This is a genomic window from Luteimicrobium xylanilyticum (assembly GCF_009429125.1).
GTDB lineage: Bacteria > Actinomycetota > Actinomycetes > Actinomycetales > Cellulomonadaceae > Luteimicrobium > Luteimicrobium xylanilyticum.
Genome location: NZ_CP045529.1, coordinates 472,960 through 488,190 on the forward strand (window position 1 = coordinate 472,960; position 15,231 = coordinate 488,190).

Annotated in this window: 16 protein-coding genes; 10 read left to right on the forward strand and 6 right to left on the reverse strand. The window is 73.3% G+C overall.

What is annotated here, in order from left to right; all coding sequences use genetic code 11:
- Positions 1 to 4: 4 nt before the first annotated feature.
- Complete coding sequence (locus tag KDY119_RS02080) at positions 5 to 562, forward strand: DUF5063 domain-containing protein (protein ID WP_036954993.1); 558 nt, start codon at positions 5 to 7, stop codon at positions 560 to 562.
- A 20-nt stretch (positions 563 to 582) separates the two neighbouring features.
- On the opposite strand, the gene KDY119_RS02085 is transcribed toward KDY119_RS02080, so the two are convergent.
- Positions 583 to 1,854: an ABC transporter permease gene (locus KDY119_RS02085; RefSeq protein WP_051136937.1), complete on the reverse strand. Its 1,272-nt coding sequence runs from the start codon at positions 1,852 to 1,854 to the stop codon at positions 583 to 585.
- Entirely contained in the window at positions 1,851 to 2,882 is a 1,032-nt protein-coding gene (locus KDY119_RS02090; RefSeq protein WP_083891215.1) for an ABC transporter ATP-binding protein, read from the reverse strand. Before KDY119_RS02090 ends, KDY119_RS02085 begins: the two co-directional genes overlap by 4 nt.
- A 117-nt stretch (positions 2,883 to 2,999) precedes the next feature.
- Between KDY119_RS02090 and KDY119_RS02095 the strand changes: the two genes are divergently transcribed.
- Together KDY119_RS02095 and KDY119_RS02100 are read left to right on the forward strand one after the other, a co-directional pair.
- A complete protein-coding gene (locus KDY119_RS02095) occupies positions 3,000 to 3,944 on the forward strand; it encodes an alpha/beta fold hydrolase (RefSeq protein WP_227994475.1) in 945 nt (314 codons plus the stop codon).
- A 10-nt stretch (positions 3,945 to 3,954) separates the two neighbouring features.
- The gene (locus KDY119_RS02100; protein ID WP_036954623.1) at positions 3,955 to 4,740 is read left to right on the forward strand and encodes a sulfite exporter TauE/SafE family protein; all 786 of its coding nucleotides are present in this window, start codon (positions 3,955 to 3,957) and stop codon (positions 4,738 to 4,740) included.
- A 12-nt stretch (positions 4,741 to 4,752) separates the two neighbouring features.
- On the opposite strand, the gene KDY119_RS02105 is transcribed toward KDY119_RS02100, so the two are convergent.
- Positions 4,753 to 5,508: an AraC family transcriptional regulator gene (locus tag KDY119_RS02105; RefSeq protein WP_153021859.1), complete on the reverse strand. Its 756-nt coding sequence runs from the start codon at positions 5,506 to 5,508 to the stop codon at positions 4,753 to 4,755.
- 85 nt (positions 5,509 to 5,593) lie between these two features.
- On the opposite strand from KDY119_RS02105, the gene KDY119_RS02110 reads away from it, so the two are divergent.
- From KDY119_RS02110 to KDY119_RS02130, 5 genes are all read left to right on the forward strand, one after another.
- Complete coding sequence (locus tag KDY119_RS02110) at positions 5,594 to 6,391, forward strand: sulfite exporter TauE/SafE family protein (protein ID WP_036954626.1); 798 nt, start codon at positions 5,594 to 5,596, stop codon at positions 6,389 to 6,391.
- A gap of 78 nt (positions 6,392 to 6,469) precedes the next feature.
- The gene (vapB, locus tag KDY119_RS02115) at positions 6,470 to 6,700 is read left to right on the forward strand and encodes a type II toxin-antitoxin system VapB family antitoxin (RefSeq protein ID WP_036954629.1); all 231 of its coding nucleotides are present in this window, start codon (positions 6,470 to 6,472) and stop codon (positions 6,698 to 6,700) included.
- Positions 6,697 to 7,110 carry a PIN domain-containing protein gene (locus tag KDY119_RS02120; protein WP_227994476.1) on the forward strand — a complete coding sequence of 138 codons (414 nt, stop codon included), beginning with the start codon at positions 6,697 to 6,699 and terminating at the stop codon, positions 7,108 to 7,110. Before vapB ends, KDY119_RS02120 begins: the two co-directional genes overlap by 4 nt.
- Positions 7,111 to 7,218: 108 nt before the next feature.
- The gene (locus tag KDY119_RS02125) at positions 7,219 to 8,538 is read left to right on the forward strand and encodes an aspartate kinase (protein WP_153021860.1); all 1,320 of its coding nucleotides are present in this window, start codon (positions 7,219 to 7,221) and stop codon (positions 8,536 to 8,538) included.
- Positions 8,539 to 8,734: 196 nt separating this feature from the next.
- Positions 8,735 to 9,820, forward strand: a complete 1,086-nt coding sequence (locus KDY119_RS02130) for an aspartate-semialdehyde dehydrogenase (protein WP_153021861.1) — start codon at positions 8,735 to 8,737, stop codon at positions 9,818 to 9,820.
- Positions 9,821 to 9,827: 7 nt separating this feature from the next.
- Here the strand turns inward: KDY119_RS02130 and KDY119_RS02135 are convergent, their stop codons facing one another.
- Positions 9,828 to 12,287, reverse strand: coding sequence for a helicase-associated domain-containing protein (locus KDY119_RS02135; RefSeq protein WP_148284317.1), 2,460 nt, complete (start codon positions 12,285 to 12,287; stop codon positions 9,828 to 9,830).
- A gap of 95 nt (positions 12,288 to 12,382) precedes the next feature.
- Here KDY119_RS02135 and KDY119_RS02140 point away from each other — a divergent pair, with 95 nt between their 5' ends.
- Together KDY119_RS02140 and KDY119_RS02145 are read left to right on the forward strand one after the other, a co-directional pair.
- Positions 12,383 to 13,195 carry a serine hydrolase domain-containing protein gene (locus KDY119_RS02140; RefSeq protein ID WP_036954634.1) on the forward strand — a complete coding sequence of 271 codons (813 nt, stop codon included), beginning with the start codon at positions 12,383 to 12,385 and terminating at the stop codon, positions 13,193 to 13,195.
- A gap of 215 nt (positions 13,196 to 13,410) precedes the next feature.
- The gene (locus KDY119_RS02145; protein ID WP_227994477.1) at positions 13,411 to 14,367 is read left to right on the forward strand and encodes a M24 family metallopeptidase; all 957 of its coding nucleotides are present in this window, start codon (positions 13,411 to 13,413) and stop codon (positions 14,365 to 14,367) included.
- 191 nt (positions 14,368 to 14,558) lie between these two features.
- Here the strand turns inward: KDY119_RS02145 and KDY119_RS02150 are convergent, their stop codons facing one another.
- Positions 14,559 to 14,723, reverse strand: coding sequence for a hypothetical protein (locus KDY119_RS02150; RefSeq protein ID WP_153021862.1), 165 nt, complete (start codon positions 14,721 to 14,723; stop codon positions 14,559 to 14,561).
- Between the two features lie 125 nt (positions 14,724 to 14,848).
- Positions 14,849 to 15,163: a helix-turn-helix domain-containing protein gene (locus KDY119_RS02155; RefSeq protein WP_083891221.1), complete on the reverse strand. Its 315-nt coding sequence runs from the start codon at positions 15,161 to 15,163 to the stop codon at positions 14,849 to 14,851.
- Positions 15,164 to 15,231: the final 68 nt, after the last annotated feature.

The window sequence follows — 15,231 nt, forward strand, 5'->3', positions numbered from 1 at the left end:
CACGATGGCGCCCGAGGAGCTCGCCGAGGTCGCGGCCTCGACGAGCCGACACGCTCGCGCGTTCGTCGCGACGGTCGCCGAGGTCGCGTCCGGCCGCGCCGTCGACGCCGCGATCCCGCTGCTCCTGCTCGCGACGTCCGACCTGCTCGCCGCGGGCGCCCGGCTCGGGGCGATGGTCGACGTCGTGCCGGACGAGCGCTTCGAGCCCGACTGCGACGCCGACCTCGACCTCGACCCGTTGCGGACCGCGCTCGCCCGCGTCCTCGACGGGCTCGACGGGTACGTCGAGGTCGTCGACCCGGTGCTCGGCCCCGAGACGGGGCAGGCGTCCCTGTCCGCCGACCTCGCGACCGTCGCCGACGCCCTCACCCAGGGCATCGCCCACGACGACGCCGGCGACCACGTCGAGGCGCTGTGGTGGTGGCAGTTCTCCTACCTGTCGAGCTGGGGCGAGCGGGCGTCGTCGGCGCTGCGCATGCTCCAGCTCCTCCTCGCCCACCTGCGCCTCGACGTGGACGACGACGTCGCCGCCGAGGCCGAGTACGACGCCCTCCAGCCGTAGCGGCCGGAAGGCGCCGCGCCTCACGCCACCCGGGTGCCGCGGGGGAGCGTGCCCTGCGGGATGCGCAGGCGCCGGACCGTGAGCCAGACGGCGCCCGCACCGAGCAGCAGGTTGACGCCCAGACCCCACGGCCACACCGGGGCCGTGGACCCGGTCGTCCCAGCGACCGCGCCGTCGCCGCACCAGTCCTCACGGTCCGCGGGCCCCTCGCGCACCTCGCGCACGCCGTCGCGGATCTCTCCGAGCGGGTCGGGGACGCCGAACCGGGCCGCGGCGGGGGCCGCCGGGGCGGCGTCCGCGACGATGACGAACGGGTTCGCCGCGAGCAGCCACCAGGTCCGCTCGGTGTGGGAACGCGACGTGGCCTCGGTCGTCCAGGTGCAGGACGAGTCCGAGCTCGCGGCGTCGTCGTCGTCCGTGACCTGGAGCCCGGTCGTGGGGTCGACCTCGACGGTGTCGCCGTTCTCGTCGGTCTGGTAGACGATCCCGGGGTCGACCGCGGAGCTCTCGTACGTCGGCACTTCGTCGGTCTGCGTGATCAGCGGGAACGTCAGTCCGAAGAGGATGACGGTGCCCACTGTGAGCGCGAGGACGGTCAGGTACGTGAGGAGCGCGGACGCCGTCGTGCGGGAGACGAGCGCCGAGAAACCGAGGCCGATCGCGCAGACGACCCCCAGCAGCACGACGAGGAGCACGAGGGTCACCGCGAGCGACACGACCCGGACGCCACCGGCCGCGAGCGACACGATGACGAACGGCAGCGCGACCACGAGGAACGCGACGGCGGCCGCCCAGCCCGCGAGCAGCTTGCCGACCGCGATCTCGGCCGGGCTGAGGAGCGTGACCTGGAGCGTCGCGAGCGTCCCTGCCTCGCGGTCGCCGTTGATCGACCCGGCGCTCAGGGTCGGGGCGACGAGGAATCCGGCCAGCAGGACGAAGAAGACGATGAGGCCGAAGATGAGCGGACCTCGGGGCACGTGCATCGTGAGGTTCAGGTTCGACCCGAACGCCTCGTCCGAGTCGTAGTCGGCGTACCGGACGTAGTCGGGGCCGACGAGCTGCGCGGACGCCCGGAACGTCGGCCACGTGACGAGCCCGCAGACGACGAACCACGCCCCCAGCGCGACGCGCCACCGGGCGGACCGGACCCGCTGCCGCAGCTCGAGCTCCACGACGGTCCGGAGCCCCCGGGCCCGCAGGGTCCAGGTGCCGGTGGGGCGCGGGGTGCGGCGCGCCTCCGGGGCGGCGGGTGCTTCGCCCGGCTCGGGCACGACCTCGACGACGTGACTCATCGGCGTTCCTCCTCGAGCGACAGATAGACCTGTTCGAGCGCACCGTTCGCCGGCGCGACCGACACCAGCGGCACCCCCGCGAGCACCGCGGCGCGGACCAGGCCGGCGGCGGACTCGTCGTCGTCCAGCTCGACCTGGACGGACCCGTCGTCGGAGGCGGCCGAGTGGTCGGGCTCGCCGGGCACGGCGTCGGCGGCCCGGCGGAACGTCACCCCGGTGTCTTCGAGCCAGGCGCCGAGCACGACGGGGTCGAGCGCGCGGAGCCGCCACGTCCGACGTTCACCGGTCGCGGACGCGAGCGTCGACTCGCGCACCGTGCGGCCGTGGGAGACGAAGACCGCGTCGTCGGCGAGCTCGTCGAGCTCGGTCAGCACGTGGCTCGAGACGAGGACGGTGCGCCCCTCGGACGCCAGCCGGCGCAGCAGGACGCGCAGGTCCACGCGGGACCGCGGGTCCAGGCCCGACGCGGGCTCGTCGAGCAGCAGGACCTGCGGGTCGTGCACGAGAGCGCGGGCGAGGCCGAGGCGCTGCTTCTGCCCGCGGGACAGGACACGTGCGGGAGCGTCCGCGAGGTCCTCGAGGTGGACGGTGCGGAGCAGCTCGTCGGCGCGCTCGCGCGCCTGGTCCGCCTCGAGGAAGTACGCGGCGCCGACCGTCGTCAGCACCTCGCGTGCGGTGAGCGAGTCCCAGGTCCCGAAGGTGTCGGGCATCCAGCCCGTGCGGGCGCGCGCCCCCGCGCTCTCGGTCACGGGGTCGTGTCCCGCGACGCGGAGCGTCCCGGCGTCGGGGACCAGGAGTCCCGCGAGCATGAGGAGGAGGGTCGTCTTGCCGGCCCCGTTCGGTCCGACGAGCGCCGTCACCCGGCCGGGGCGGGCCGTGAAGGTGATGGAGTCGACCGCGCGCACCGACCCGAAGCTGCGGCGGACGCCCACGGCGACGATGCCGTCGGAGGCTGCGTCGCCGGGCAGGCGGGGTCTGGCGGGAAGGGGCGCTGGCGGGGCTGGGGGAGACGCATCGGCGCGAGACATGCGGGGAATCTACCGTCATTGAGCGTTCCCTGTGGACGTGCAACGGTGGAGGTTGCGTGCGCGGTTCGCGCGGGTTGTCCGACCGATCACGGGTGCCGATCTCCTAGGCTTCCGTGGGTGAGCCTCGACGACGCCGTCACCGACCCCGCCTCCCTCGCCGCCCGCCTGGCCGACCTGCCCCGCGTCGCGCCCTACGGGGGCCTTCCCGTGCCCGCCGGCGTGGACGTCGTCGGGCTGGACGTCCCCGTCGGCCGCCTGACCGCCCTCGTCGCGGCGCCCGACGGTCCGGCCCGCGGTGCCGCGCTGCTGGTGCCCGGCTTCACGGGGTCCAAGGAGGACTTCCTGCCGGTCATGCGGCCGCTCGCCGACGCCGGCTGGCTGGTCGTCACGTACTCACGGCGCGGGCAGCCCGACTCGGTCATGCTCGGCGGACGCGAGGACTACGCCGTCGAGCTCGAGGGACAGGACGTGCTCGACGTCGCCGCCCTCATCAGGGATGAGCTCGCGCCGGGGCTGCCGCTCCACCTGCTCGGCCACAGCTACGGCGGGATCGTCACGCGCGCCGCGATGCTCGCCGACGCGGCCCCCTTCGCCAGCTACACGATGTTCTGCTCCGGTCCGCGCGGCTGGGCGCTCACGGATGCACTGCCCGACGGCCGCCCCACGAGCCCGGAGCAGGTTCTCGCCGAGCTGCACGGCCAGGTGAAGATCGCGCGGGCCGCCGTCGGGCAGGGGCTCGACCAGCTCGACCCGGCCACGCGTTTCCTCACCGCCCGCCTCGCGGACGCGGCGCTGCCCGGTCTCGAGGTCGGGCTGCTGACCCTCAGGTCCGTCCCCGACCTGACTGACGAGCTCGCTGCGGCGACCCTGGCCCGGGGCATCCCCGTGCACGTCGTCCACGGGGAGACGGACGACGCCTGGCCGATCGCGTGGCAGCGCGACATGGCCGAGCGGATCGGCGCCCGCTACACCGTCGTGCCCGGTGGCGGCCACAGCGCTCAGGCGGACCAGCCCGCCGCGACGGCCGAGGCGTGGTCGGCGTTCTGGGCCGACGTGTCGTGACGGCGCCGCTGTGACCGTCGGGGGGCTCGACCTCGACACGTGGACGATCGTGCTCGTCGTGGCAGGCGGGTTCGTCGCCGGCTGGGTCGACGCCGTCGTCGGGGGCGGCGGGCTCGTCCAGCTCCCGGTCCTGCTGCTCGTGCCCGGGATCAGCCCGGTGCAGGCGCTCGCGACCAACAAGCTCGCCGCGATCATGGGGACGTCCGTGTCGGCCGTGACGTACTACCGGCGCGTCGGGCCGGACCTGCGGACCGCGGCGCCCATGGCCGCGACCGCGCTCGTCGGCGCGTTCGGGGGAGCGGCGCTCGCGTCGCACATCCCCGCGTCCGCGTTCAAGCCGGTGATCCTCGTGGTGCTCGTCGCCGTGCTGGCGTACACGCTCGCGAGGCCGAGGCTCGGGACGCACACCGAGCTGCGGTGGTCGGGCAACGGGCACCACTGGGCTGCTGCGGGGATCGGGCTCGTGATCGGCGCCTACGACGGGCTCCTCGGGCCCGGGACCGGGACGTTCCTCGTCCTCGCCTGCGTGAGCGTGCTGGGGTACGCGTTCCTGCCGGCGTCGGCGATCGCGAAGATCGTCAACTTCGCGACCAACCTCGGCGCGCTGCTCTTCTTCGTGCCGTACGGGGCGGTCGTGTGGGGGCTCGGGCTCATGGTGGGCGTCGCCAACCTGTGCGGCGGGTACCTGGGGGCGAGGGCCGCGGTCGCGAAGGGGAGCGCGTTCGTGCGCGTGGTGTTCGTCGTCGTCGTGGGGACGCTGATCTGCAAGCTCGGGTGGGACGTGCTGCACGGCTGAGCCGCGCGGCGCTCAGGTGAAGCGGGACGGCGGGACGCCGAGCGCACGCGTGAACGCGGCGGTGAACGCCGACGGCGAGGCGTAGCCCAGCCGCGAAGCGACCTCCGTCACGGAGCGCGAGCGCAGGAGAGGGAGGGCGGCGAGCAACCGCGCCCGTGCGCGCCAGCCGGCCGGGCTGGTGCCGGTCGCGTCCCGGAAGCGGCGGTCGAAGCTGCGCTCGCTCATGGCCGCGGCACGTGCCCAGGTCGCGTTGGTGACGGCGAGGTCCGGCTCCGCGAGATACGCGCGGCACAGGGAGCGGAACGGCTCGTGGCGCGGCAGCGCGACCGCGAGCGGCAGCGGGTTCGCCCGACGCAGCTCCTCGAGCGCGAGGTCGACGACGGCGCCGTCGCGTCCGGTCGGGTCGTAGTCCGCCTCGAGGTCGTTCGCGGCGCGCAGGAGCTCGCGCAGCAGAGGGGCGACCTCGATCACGGTGCAGGTCGTCGGCCACCACCGCGCCGCCGCCGGCTCGATGTAGAGGCTCCACGTGGAGACGCCGAGCATCCGGACCTCGTGGCCGACCTGCGGGGGGACGAGGACGCCGCGGTTGGTGGGGACGGTCCACGAACCGTCGTCCGTCTCGACCTGCATGACGCCGCTCGCGCCGTAGAGGAGCTGGGCGCGACGGTGGGCGTGTCGGGCCAGCAGGAAGTCGGGCGGGTAGTCCGTGCCGATCGGCAGGACGTCGACCGGGAGGTGGTCGAGGGCGTCGAGCGAGACGTTGTGCACGCACACCACCGTAGTGGCCGGAACTCGACAGAAGCTGGCGTACATGTGATTGCCCGCCGGTACCTCGGTCCGGTGAACTCGGAGGGTGCTGCTCCTCGTCCTCCTCCTCGTCGGGTTCGCTGTCGGCCTCGCCACCGTCCTCTTCGGCTTCGGGGGCGGCTTCGTGACCGTGCCGGTCATCACGGTGGTCGACGCCGGGCTCGGCGGTGACGCGGTCCGGGTCGCTGCGGCGTCGTCGGCGCTCGTGATGGTCGTCAACGCGCTGGTGGCGACGGCCGCGACGCGGCGTGACGTGCTCGACCGGCTCCGCGGGCGTCACGCCCTGCTCGCACTGCTGGCGGTCGGCGGGGCGGCGGGTGCCCTCGCCGGGCGGTTCGCGCCCGACGCGCTCCTGCGGTGGGGCTTCGTGCTCTACGTCGGTGCGACGGTGGTCGACCTGGTCGTACGGCCCGGTTTCCTCCGTCCCGCCGTGGCCGGGAGGATGGCGCTGCCCGGTAGGGCGACTGGGCTGCCGACGGCGCTCGGTCTCCCGATCGGCACGGTGTCGGCGTTCCTCGGGGTCGGTGGCAGCGTCATGACCGTGCCCCTGATGCGCCGTGCCGGGGCACCCATGCCGGTCGCCGCAGCCCTCGCGAACCCGCTCACCGCCGCCCTCGCGGTGCCCGCGCTCGTCGTCGCGCTCCTGGCACGCGGCGCGAGCCCGGCCGCGAACGGGCTAGTCGGCGGGGTCGACGTCCGCTCCGCGGTGGCGCTGCTCGCCGGGTCGCTGCCCGTCGTCGTGCTGCTCCGCCGCCGTCCGCCGCGGATCCCCGACGCCGTGCACGCGGGTGGGTACGTGGTGCTGCTGGTCGCGGCCGGAGCGACGGTTGCCGTCGTGGGCTGAGGAGCGTCTTGCTCCTCGACTCGGTCTCGAACGCACGTATATCCTTGACGTATATCCCACTCGATCCCGGGAGGCGTCATGGTGACGACCACGGTGTTCCACAGCAACCGCACCCAGGCGGTGAGGCTGCCCAAGGATGTCGCGCTGCCCGACGACGTGCGCGAGGTCGAGATCGTGGCCGTCGGCGACGCGCGCGTTATCGTCCCGGCGCGGCGGCGGTGGGAGTTCTGGTTCGCCCACGGGCTCGAGGTCTCGACGGACTTCATGTCGCACCGCGACCAGCCCGAGGCCCAGGAACGCGCCTGGTGACGGCGCGGCAGCTGTTCGTCCTCGACACCGACGTCGTCATCGACGTGCTCCGTTCGCGATCGCCCCTCATGTTGGAGCGGTTCTCCGAGCACGGCGACGCGCTCACCGTCTCCGCCGTGACCGTCGCCGAGCTTCACTTCGGCGCAGCCCGGTCGAGCGCTCCGTCGTCGAACCGCGCGGCCGTGGAGGAGTTCCTGGCGTTCCTCGAGGTCCTGCCGTTCGACGCCGCAGCGGCCGCGCACGCGGGGGAGATCCGTGGCGCGCTCACCGCCGCGGGAACGCCCATCGGCGGCTACGACGTCCTCATCGCGGGGCATGCGAGGTCGGTCGCGGCGGTGCTGGTGACGGGGAACGTGCGGGAGTTCTCGCGCGTCGACGGGCTGCGGGTCGTCGACTGGGGCGACCGCTGAGCGGACGATCCCGGCGAGCTCCCGACGGCGCCCGGTAGACTGCTTCACGCATCACACGCCCCGGCGGGCCGTTGAAAGAGACGGAGGTCGGCGACATCGGAGCAGACAGTGGCACTTGTCGTGCAGAAGTACGGCGGTTCGTCCGTGGCGGACGCCGAAGGAATCAAGAGGGTCGCGAAGCGCATCGCAGCGACCCGGAGAGCCGGGAACGACGTGGTCGTCGTGGTCTCGGCCATGGGCGACACGACGGACGAGCTCCTCGACCTCGCCCAGCAGGTCACCCCCCTCCCCCCGCAGCGCGAGCTCGACATCCTCCTGACCGCCGGCGAGCGGATCTCGATGTCCCTCCTCGCGATGGCGATCAACAACCTCGGGGTCAAGGCCAAGTCGTTCACCGGCCAGCAGGCCGGCGTCATCACCGACGCCGTGCACGGCAAGGCGCGGATCGTCGACGTCGTCCCGCACCGCATCCGGGAGACCGTCGAGCGCGGCCAGGTCGCGATCGTCGCCGGGTTCCAGGGCGTCACCGAGTCGACCAACGACGTCACGACGCTCGGCCGCGGCGGCTCCGACACGACCGCCGTGGCGCTCGCGGCCGGCCTCGACGCCGACGTCTGCGAGATCTACACCGACGTCGACGGTGTGTTCACCGCCGACCCCCGCATCGTCCCCGCGGCCCGGAAGATCAGCCGCATCACGTACGAGGAGATGCTCGAGCTCGCGGCGTCCGGCGCGAAGGTCCTCGCGCTGCGCAGCGTCGAGTACGGGCGCCGGTACGGCGTGCCCATCCACGTGCGGTCGTCGTTCTCCGCGAAGGACGGCACGTTCGTCAGCGCCGACGCCTACGGGCTGGTCGCCGCCGCCACCCTGGACCCCACGGACCCTGAAGCACCCGAGGAGCTCGTCATGGAAGCCCCGATCATCTCCGGCGTCGCGCACGACCGTTCCGAGGCCAAGATCACCGTCGTCGGTGTGCCCGACGTCCCCGGCACCGCGGCCCGAATCTTCGAGGTCGTCGCGGGCTCCGGCGCGAACATCGACATGATCGTCCAGAACGTGTCCGTGGCCCGGACCGGCCTCACCGACATCTCGTTCACGCTCCCCGAGGGCGACGGGACCGTGGCGATGACGGCGCTCACCGCGATCCAGAGCGAGATCGGGTTCGACTCGCTCCAGTACGACGACCAGATCGGCAAGCTGTCGCTCGTCGGCGCCGGCATGAAGTCGCACCCCGGCGTCTCCGCGAAGCTCTTCGGGGCGCTGCGCGACACGGGCATCAACATCGAGATGATCTCGACGTCCGAGATCCGCATCTCCGTGGTGACGCGCGCTGACGACCTCGACGACGCCGTGCGCGCCGTGCACTCCGCCTTCGACCTGGACGCCGCGGACTCCGAGGCCGTCGTCTACGGCGGCACCGGCCGCTGACTCCTCCTCTCCCCGAGACTCCAGTCCCGCACGCGCCGAAGTAGTACGGCCGCCGGTATACCTCGCGAAGTAGTACGGCCGCCGGTATACCTCGCGAGGTAGACGGCGCGGACGTCTACTTCGGGGGGGAAGGCGGGAAGGCGCAGGCGTCCCTGCCCGTTACCTCCAAGACCAGCACCCGAACGGAACCCGAGCCATGAGCAACCCGAACCTCGCAGACGGACTGACCGTCGCCGTCGTCGGCGCGACCGGGCAGGTGGGCGGCGTGATGCGCCGCCTGCTCGACGAGCGAGACCTCCCCATCGCGAAGATCCGCTACTTCGCCTCCCCGCGCTCCGCGGGGACGACGCTGCCGTGGAAGGGCGAGGACGTCGTCGTCGAGTCGACGCCCGACACCGCCACCGAGGACCTGCGCGGCATCGACATCGCGGTGTTCTCCGCGGGCGGCGGGACGGCGAAGGAGCACGCGCCGCGGTTCGCCGAGGCCGGTGCGGTCGTCATCGACAACTCGTCCGCGTGGCGCATGGACCCCGACGTGCCGCTCGTCGTGTCCGAGGTCAACCCCGACGCGCTCGGGGAGGCCCGCAAGGGCATCGTCGCGAACCCGAACTGCACCACGATGGCCGCGATGCCCGTGCTGGCGCCGCTCGCGCGGGCCGCAGGCCTCGAGCGGCTCGTCATCGCGACATACCAGGCCGTGTCCGGGGGCGGGCTCGCCGCCGTCGAGGAGCTGCGCTCGCAGCTCGCCGCCGCCGAGGGGCAGGACGTCGTCGGGCTCGTGCACGACGGGTCCGCCGTGACGCTGCCCGCGCCGGAGAAGTTCGTCGCGCCCATCGCGTTCGACGTCATCCCGCTCGCCGGGTCGATCGTCGACGACGGCGAGGGCGAGACCGACGAGGAGAAGAAGCTCCGCAACGAGTCCCGCAAGATCCTCGGGCTGCCGAACCTGCCCGTCGCCGGGACCTGCGTCCGTGTGCCCGTGTTCACGGGGCACTCGCTCGCGATCCACGCGGAGTTCGCGCGTCCGATCGCTCCCGCGGAGGCGCGTGAGCTGCTCGACGGTGCGCCCGGCGTCGCGCTCGCCGACGTCCCGACGCCCCTCGAGGCGGCAGGCAAGGACCCGTCGTTCGTCGGGCGGATCCGCCGCGACCAGTCCGTGCCCGACGGGCGCGGGCTCGTGCTCTTCGTGTCCAACGACAACCTGCGCAAGGGTGCGGCCCTCAACGCCGTGCAGCTCGTCGAGCTCGTCGCCGCGCGGTTGGGGGCGCGGGCCTCGGCCTGAGGGCGGCTCAGGGCGCGCGCACCTCGAGGACGCCGGCGAGGTTGAAGTTCCGGTCGTCGTGGCGCAGGTGGCAGTACCCGTACAGCGAGTTCCCGACGACCTCGAGGTCGCTCACCGTCCGCAGGGTGACCCCGCCCGACGACGCCCGGTAGCGGATGACCACCTCGGTCCCGTGCACGACCGCATGCGCGAGCTGACGCGCCTCGGCCCGGGTGATCCGGGGTGCGGCGAGCACGATGCGGTCGGTCGTCGCGGCGACCTCGTCGGTGTCGACGGGCGCGTCGCCCGCAAGCAGCCGTCGGGCGGCGTCTCCGGGAAGCTCCGCCGTGCGCCCGGCGGCGTGGTGGGTGCCCAGCAGTGCGCGCACCGCCTCGTCGGTGATCGTCGCGAGCTCGGCGTCGACCTCCTCCGGTACGTCCGGCGCTGCCGGGACGCGGGCCAGACGGAGGACCTGCTCGCCGTCGTCGTCGACCTCCATGGGCAGGTAGCCCGCTTTGCGGAGCGCGGCCAGCACGGGCGCCGGCTCGGCCGACCCCACCAGGACGGTCGGTGCGACGAGGCGCAGGCCGAGCCGCGCGAGCGACCGGTGGGCGGCGACCTCGGCGACGAGGGTCTCGTCGTCGCTGGTGAGCACGGTTCTCGCCGCGCCGATGCGCAGCCTCCCGTAGCGTCGGCCCAGGTCCCGCAGCAGGTACTCGAGCGGCTGGGGGAGGGGCTTGTCGCTGAGGGCGCGCAGCCGAACCAGCATGCCCTCGACGCCGTAGCCGCGGTCGAGTGCGTCGCGCAGGCTGACCTCCGTGAACCGCCACGTGCTCGCCGTCCCGTGACTCTCGCGGGTGCCGATGTCGTCGAGCAGGTCGACGACGTCCGGCGCGGGTGAGCCCGTGACGACGGCCGTGAGGTCCGACCCGAAGAGGACCGTGCGCTGCTCGTCGGGGATCGCGTCGGCCACCGCGTCGCGCCAGGCACGTTCGTCGGTGAACCACGCTCTCCCGATCGGTGCGAGCGCGCCGAGCGCGACGACCCCGACTCGCTCGGCCTCGCGCAGAACCGTCCGGACGCGGCCCTCGACGTCGCCGACCAACGGTGCCTGCCAGGCCAGGCGCGCGGCGACGTCGTCCGCGGACACCAGGGCGACGTCGTCGGGGAAGGCGGCGAGCGCGGCGAGGGTAGCGCTCCGCGCGTCGACGACTGCGGCGGACCCCGCCGCCAGGAGGACCGGCCGCACGCCGCCGTCGTCGAGCCGGTCGACGCTCGGCTCGTAGGGGAGCTGCAGCCACGTCAGGAGTAGGTCGGCCGCGCGGTCCTGGAGGCTGCGGGCCCGCCAGCGGGAGAACGCGTCGGAGACGGTCAGCCCGTCGGCCACCCTGTCGAGGAGGCGGAGCGGCGCGGCCAGCTCGAGCGCGAACCGCACCTCGACGGGTTCCACCTTGAGCGCTTTCGCGACCCGCCCGAGCTCGCGCGCCCCGATGCCGCCGCTCGACCGGAGCACCGCGAACGGGCGCCGCGACGCCGACTCGAGGACCGCGACGACGACCGCGAGGAACGCCGTGAGCGCGGCAGAAGCGGCGCCGCGCACCTGGACGGGTGCGACGGCGGCCGTCGGCACGGGCGGCGGTTCCGGGTCGAACGGCGCCCGGTACCCGGGCGGCTGCAGCGCCAGTGAGACCTCTGCAGGCAGGGCGACCGTGCTGAAGCCGTAGCCCCACGTCTCCTGCTCGACGGCGAGCCCCGCGTCCGCAGCCCAGCGCGCGGCCTGCCCGTGGCGCCGGGCGGCCGCCGGGTCGCTCACGTACGACGGGAAGTACGCCATCGGATCGTCGTCGGGGTCGTCGTCGGCGGCCGGGCCGGCGGTCCGGGTCACGGCGTCGACGAGGGACTCGAACACCCCCGCGGGCGCGTCGGCGAGGACGCGGCGGACCTGGGCGGGGTCGGCGAAGCGCCGCTCCGCCGCGTCGAGGAGGTCGGCCTTGACCTTGCGGACGTCCTTCCCGACGAGCTTCTGCAGGCGGGCGACCGTGAGGTCGGCGAGCAGCACCCGGCTGGGTGCACCGAGACCCAGCGGCGACACGAGCAGCGCGTCGACACCCGGGTTCACGCGCCACCGTCCCGGATCGCCGGCCACCGGCCACACGATCGCGAGGTCCACGAGCCCGTCCACGGCGGCCTCGACGGCGGCGCGGGCGTCGGGCGTCTGCGCTCCCACCAGCTCCGCCGCACGGTCGGTCGTCGCGCCGGCTCCGAGCGCCGAGAGGACCTGGAGGATCTGGACGAGCGGCGTCGGGGCGTGCGTCAGCACCTCCGAGACGGAGGCGGGGTGGGTGACCCGGTCGGCGAGCTCGTCGAGGTCGCGGACCGCGGCGCCGCCCAAGAGATCACTGCGCGCGTCGAGGAGTGCTGCGAGCGCGTCGGGGGACAGGGTGCGAAGGTGCGCGACCAGCTCGTCGCGCGCAGACAGAGGTGGCATCGCCGTCATTCTCTCGTGAGCCGCGGGTGCCCGGCCAGGGGCTGTGCACAGGGCGGTGGGGCGCTCCCGTGCGGGGCACCTGGCAGGCTGGACCCATGGGTTCCTACGCGACGCTCGAGCGGTTCGACTTCCCGGTGGCGTTGGCGGTGTCCTCTGCGCACGAGGTGCTCTCGGACGACGGGGACGTCGAGCAGGTGTTCGCGTGGAAGTCGGTCACCAAGCCGCTCACGGCGCTGGCCGTGCTGGTGGCGGTGGACCGAGGCAAGCTCTCCCTCGACGACCCCGCCGGCCCCGACGGTTCCACCGTGCGGCACTTGCTCGCACACGCCTCCGGCCTGCCGTTCGAGGCCGGGGCCGTGCTGCAGCGTCCGGGTCTGCGGAGGGTCTACTCCAACCAGGGCTTCGAGGTCCTGGGGGAGCACGTCGCCGAGGCGGTGGGGATGCCGTTCGCCCGGTGGACCCGGGAGGCCGTGCTCGAGCCGCTCGAGATGACGAGCGTCGTCGTCGAGGGCAGCCCCGCGCACGCCGCGAGCGGCTCGACCCTCGACGTCCTCGCGCTCGGCCTCGAGATGCTCACGCCCACCCTGATCTCCGCGGAGCTCGGCGAGACGGCCCGCACCGTCGCGTTCCCCGGCCTGAGCGGGGTCCTGCCCGGGTTCGGGCGTCAGGACCACAACGACTGGGGCCTCGGCTACGAGATCCGGGACCACAAGTCGCCGCACTGGACCGCGGACTCGAACTCGCCGGGGACCTTCGGGCACTTCGGTCAGTCGGGCAGCTTCGTCTGGGTGGATCCCGACGCCGGCCTGGTGGCCGCGTTCCTGGGTGCCCGCTCGTTCCGGTCCGAGGTCCATGGTTCCCTGTGGCCGGTGCTGAACGAGGAGATCCTCACCGCGCACCGCGGGTGACGCTCGGGTCGGGGTGGTTTGCTGGGGCAGGGAGGTCACCATGCCCGACGACGCAGCGCCGCCACCGTTCACCGCCGACGACTTCGCCGCGCGCCAGGAGCGCGCGCTGCGGGAGGCGCTCGACGCCGGGCTCGTCGGCGTCCTCGTGACGCCCGGCCCCGACCTCGTGTGGCTCACGGGGTACCAGCCCACGGCGATCACCGAGCGGGCTGACGTTGCTCGCGCTCACGCCCGACGCGCCCCCGACGCTGTTGGTCCCGCGCCTCGAACGGGGCGACGCCGAGGCGGCAGTGGGTGCCCCGGCCCTGACCTTCGCGGACTGGGCAGACGGCAGCGACCCGTACGCGGTGGCGTCGGACTTGCTACGACCGGCCGGACGGTACGGCATCTCGGACTCCGCGTGGGCGCTGCACCTGCTCGGGCTGCAGGCGGCTCTGCCAGCGTCGTCGTACCGGGCGCTGACCGACTGCCTGCCGATGCTGCGTGCGGTAAAGGGGCCGGACGAGCTGGCCCGGCTGGCCGCCGCCGGGGCGGCCGCCGACCGCGCGTACGAGGAGATCGTTCACATGCGATTCGCGGGGAGGCGGGAGACAGAGGTCGCGGCCGACCTCGCCGACCTGCTGCGGCAGTTCGGGCACGAGCAGGTCGACTTCACGGTCGTCGGGTCGGGACCGAACGGCGCAAACCCGCACCACGAGGCGGGCTCGCGGGTGATCGCCGACGGCGACCTGGTGGTCCTCGACTTCGGTGGGCTTCGGTACGGGTACGGGTCCGACACCACGCGCACCGTGAGCGTCGGGGAGCCGAACGCGAAGCAGCAGGAGGTGCACGACGTGGTGCGCGCCGCCCAGCAGGCCGGGGTCGACGCCGTCCGGCCGGGCGTCGCGTGCCAGGACATCGACCGGGCCGCGCGTGCCGTGATCACCGAGGCCGGGTACGGGCCGCAGTTCCTCCACCGCACCGGGCACGGCATCGGCGTCACCACCCACGAACCCCCGTACATGGTCGAGGGGGAGACGCAGCCGCTCGTCCCGGGGATGTGCTTCTCCGTCGAGCCCGGCGTCTACCTGGCCGGGGAGTTCGGCGTGCGGATCGAGGACATCGTCACCGTGACCGACGACGGCGTCCGGGGGCTGAACACCACCGACCACGGGTTGCGGGTGGTGGGGTAGGGCTCGGTGGCGGGTCGCGAGGATAGGTAAAACTCCTTGACACGTGGCTCGGACGTGTAAAAATCTGGCGCGATTCTTTACCTATCGGGCCGAGGCCCGCCGGTGCTGCCCCCCGAATGAAGGCTGAGCGGGCCTCAGCCTTCAGGCTCTTCATCGTGGGGCAGGGTGCGGTCGGAAGCGAAGTCCGGGAACTACTCACGCACCTTGTGGATGGCCGCCGCGAGCTCGGGGATGACGCGCGGCTCCTCGTCGAGCACGGCCTCGAGCTGGTCCGCTTCTTCGGGGCTCAGGTAGATCACGCGCTCCGACTCGGGGAGTTCGAACCACACGGGGTCGGGGTACTCGGGGGTGGGCATGGTGCGCTCCTCGCGATCGGTGAACCCAGCGTCCCGCACCCCATGATGTTGTGGCTTGTTGATTCCGGCCCCCAGGGGATTCGCGACACACAGTGCCGGCCGGACACGGTGTCCGGCAGTGCCCCTCAGTGCAAGCGATGCGGCTCGGGGACCTCGATCGTGATCCCACCGGGACGGTTCTGGAAGATGTCGATCACAAAGGCAGGGACAGAAGTGTCGTAGACGTCGCAGAGGGCCACCAGCGTTGAAAGACGGGGGTTCGCGGGCGTTCGTTTTGTCCGGTCCGACAGCCCGGACTCGAGGAGTTGGTAGTGGTTGCGGTTCATACCCGCCCGGTGGGCGACCTGCTCCTGCGTCAGCCCCGCCGCCGCCCGCAAGGCACGCAGCCGATCGGCAAGGGCGTCGGCGAGCCGACGCTCGAGCTGCGATTCCTGGGGCACCTGTTCACCCTCGCCGGGTATGCACGGCGCGTCAGCCTTGTAAACACGGTATTGGCCTGGCTAACCTC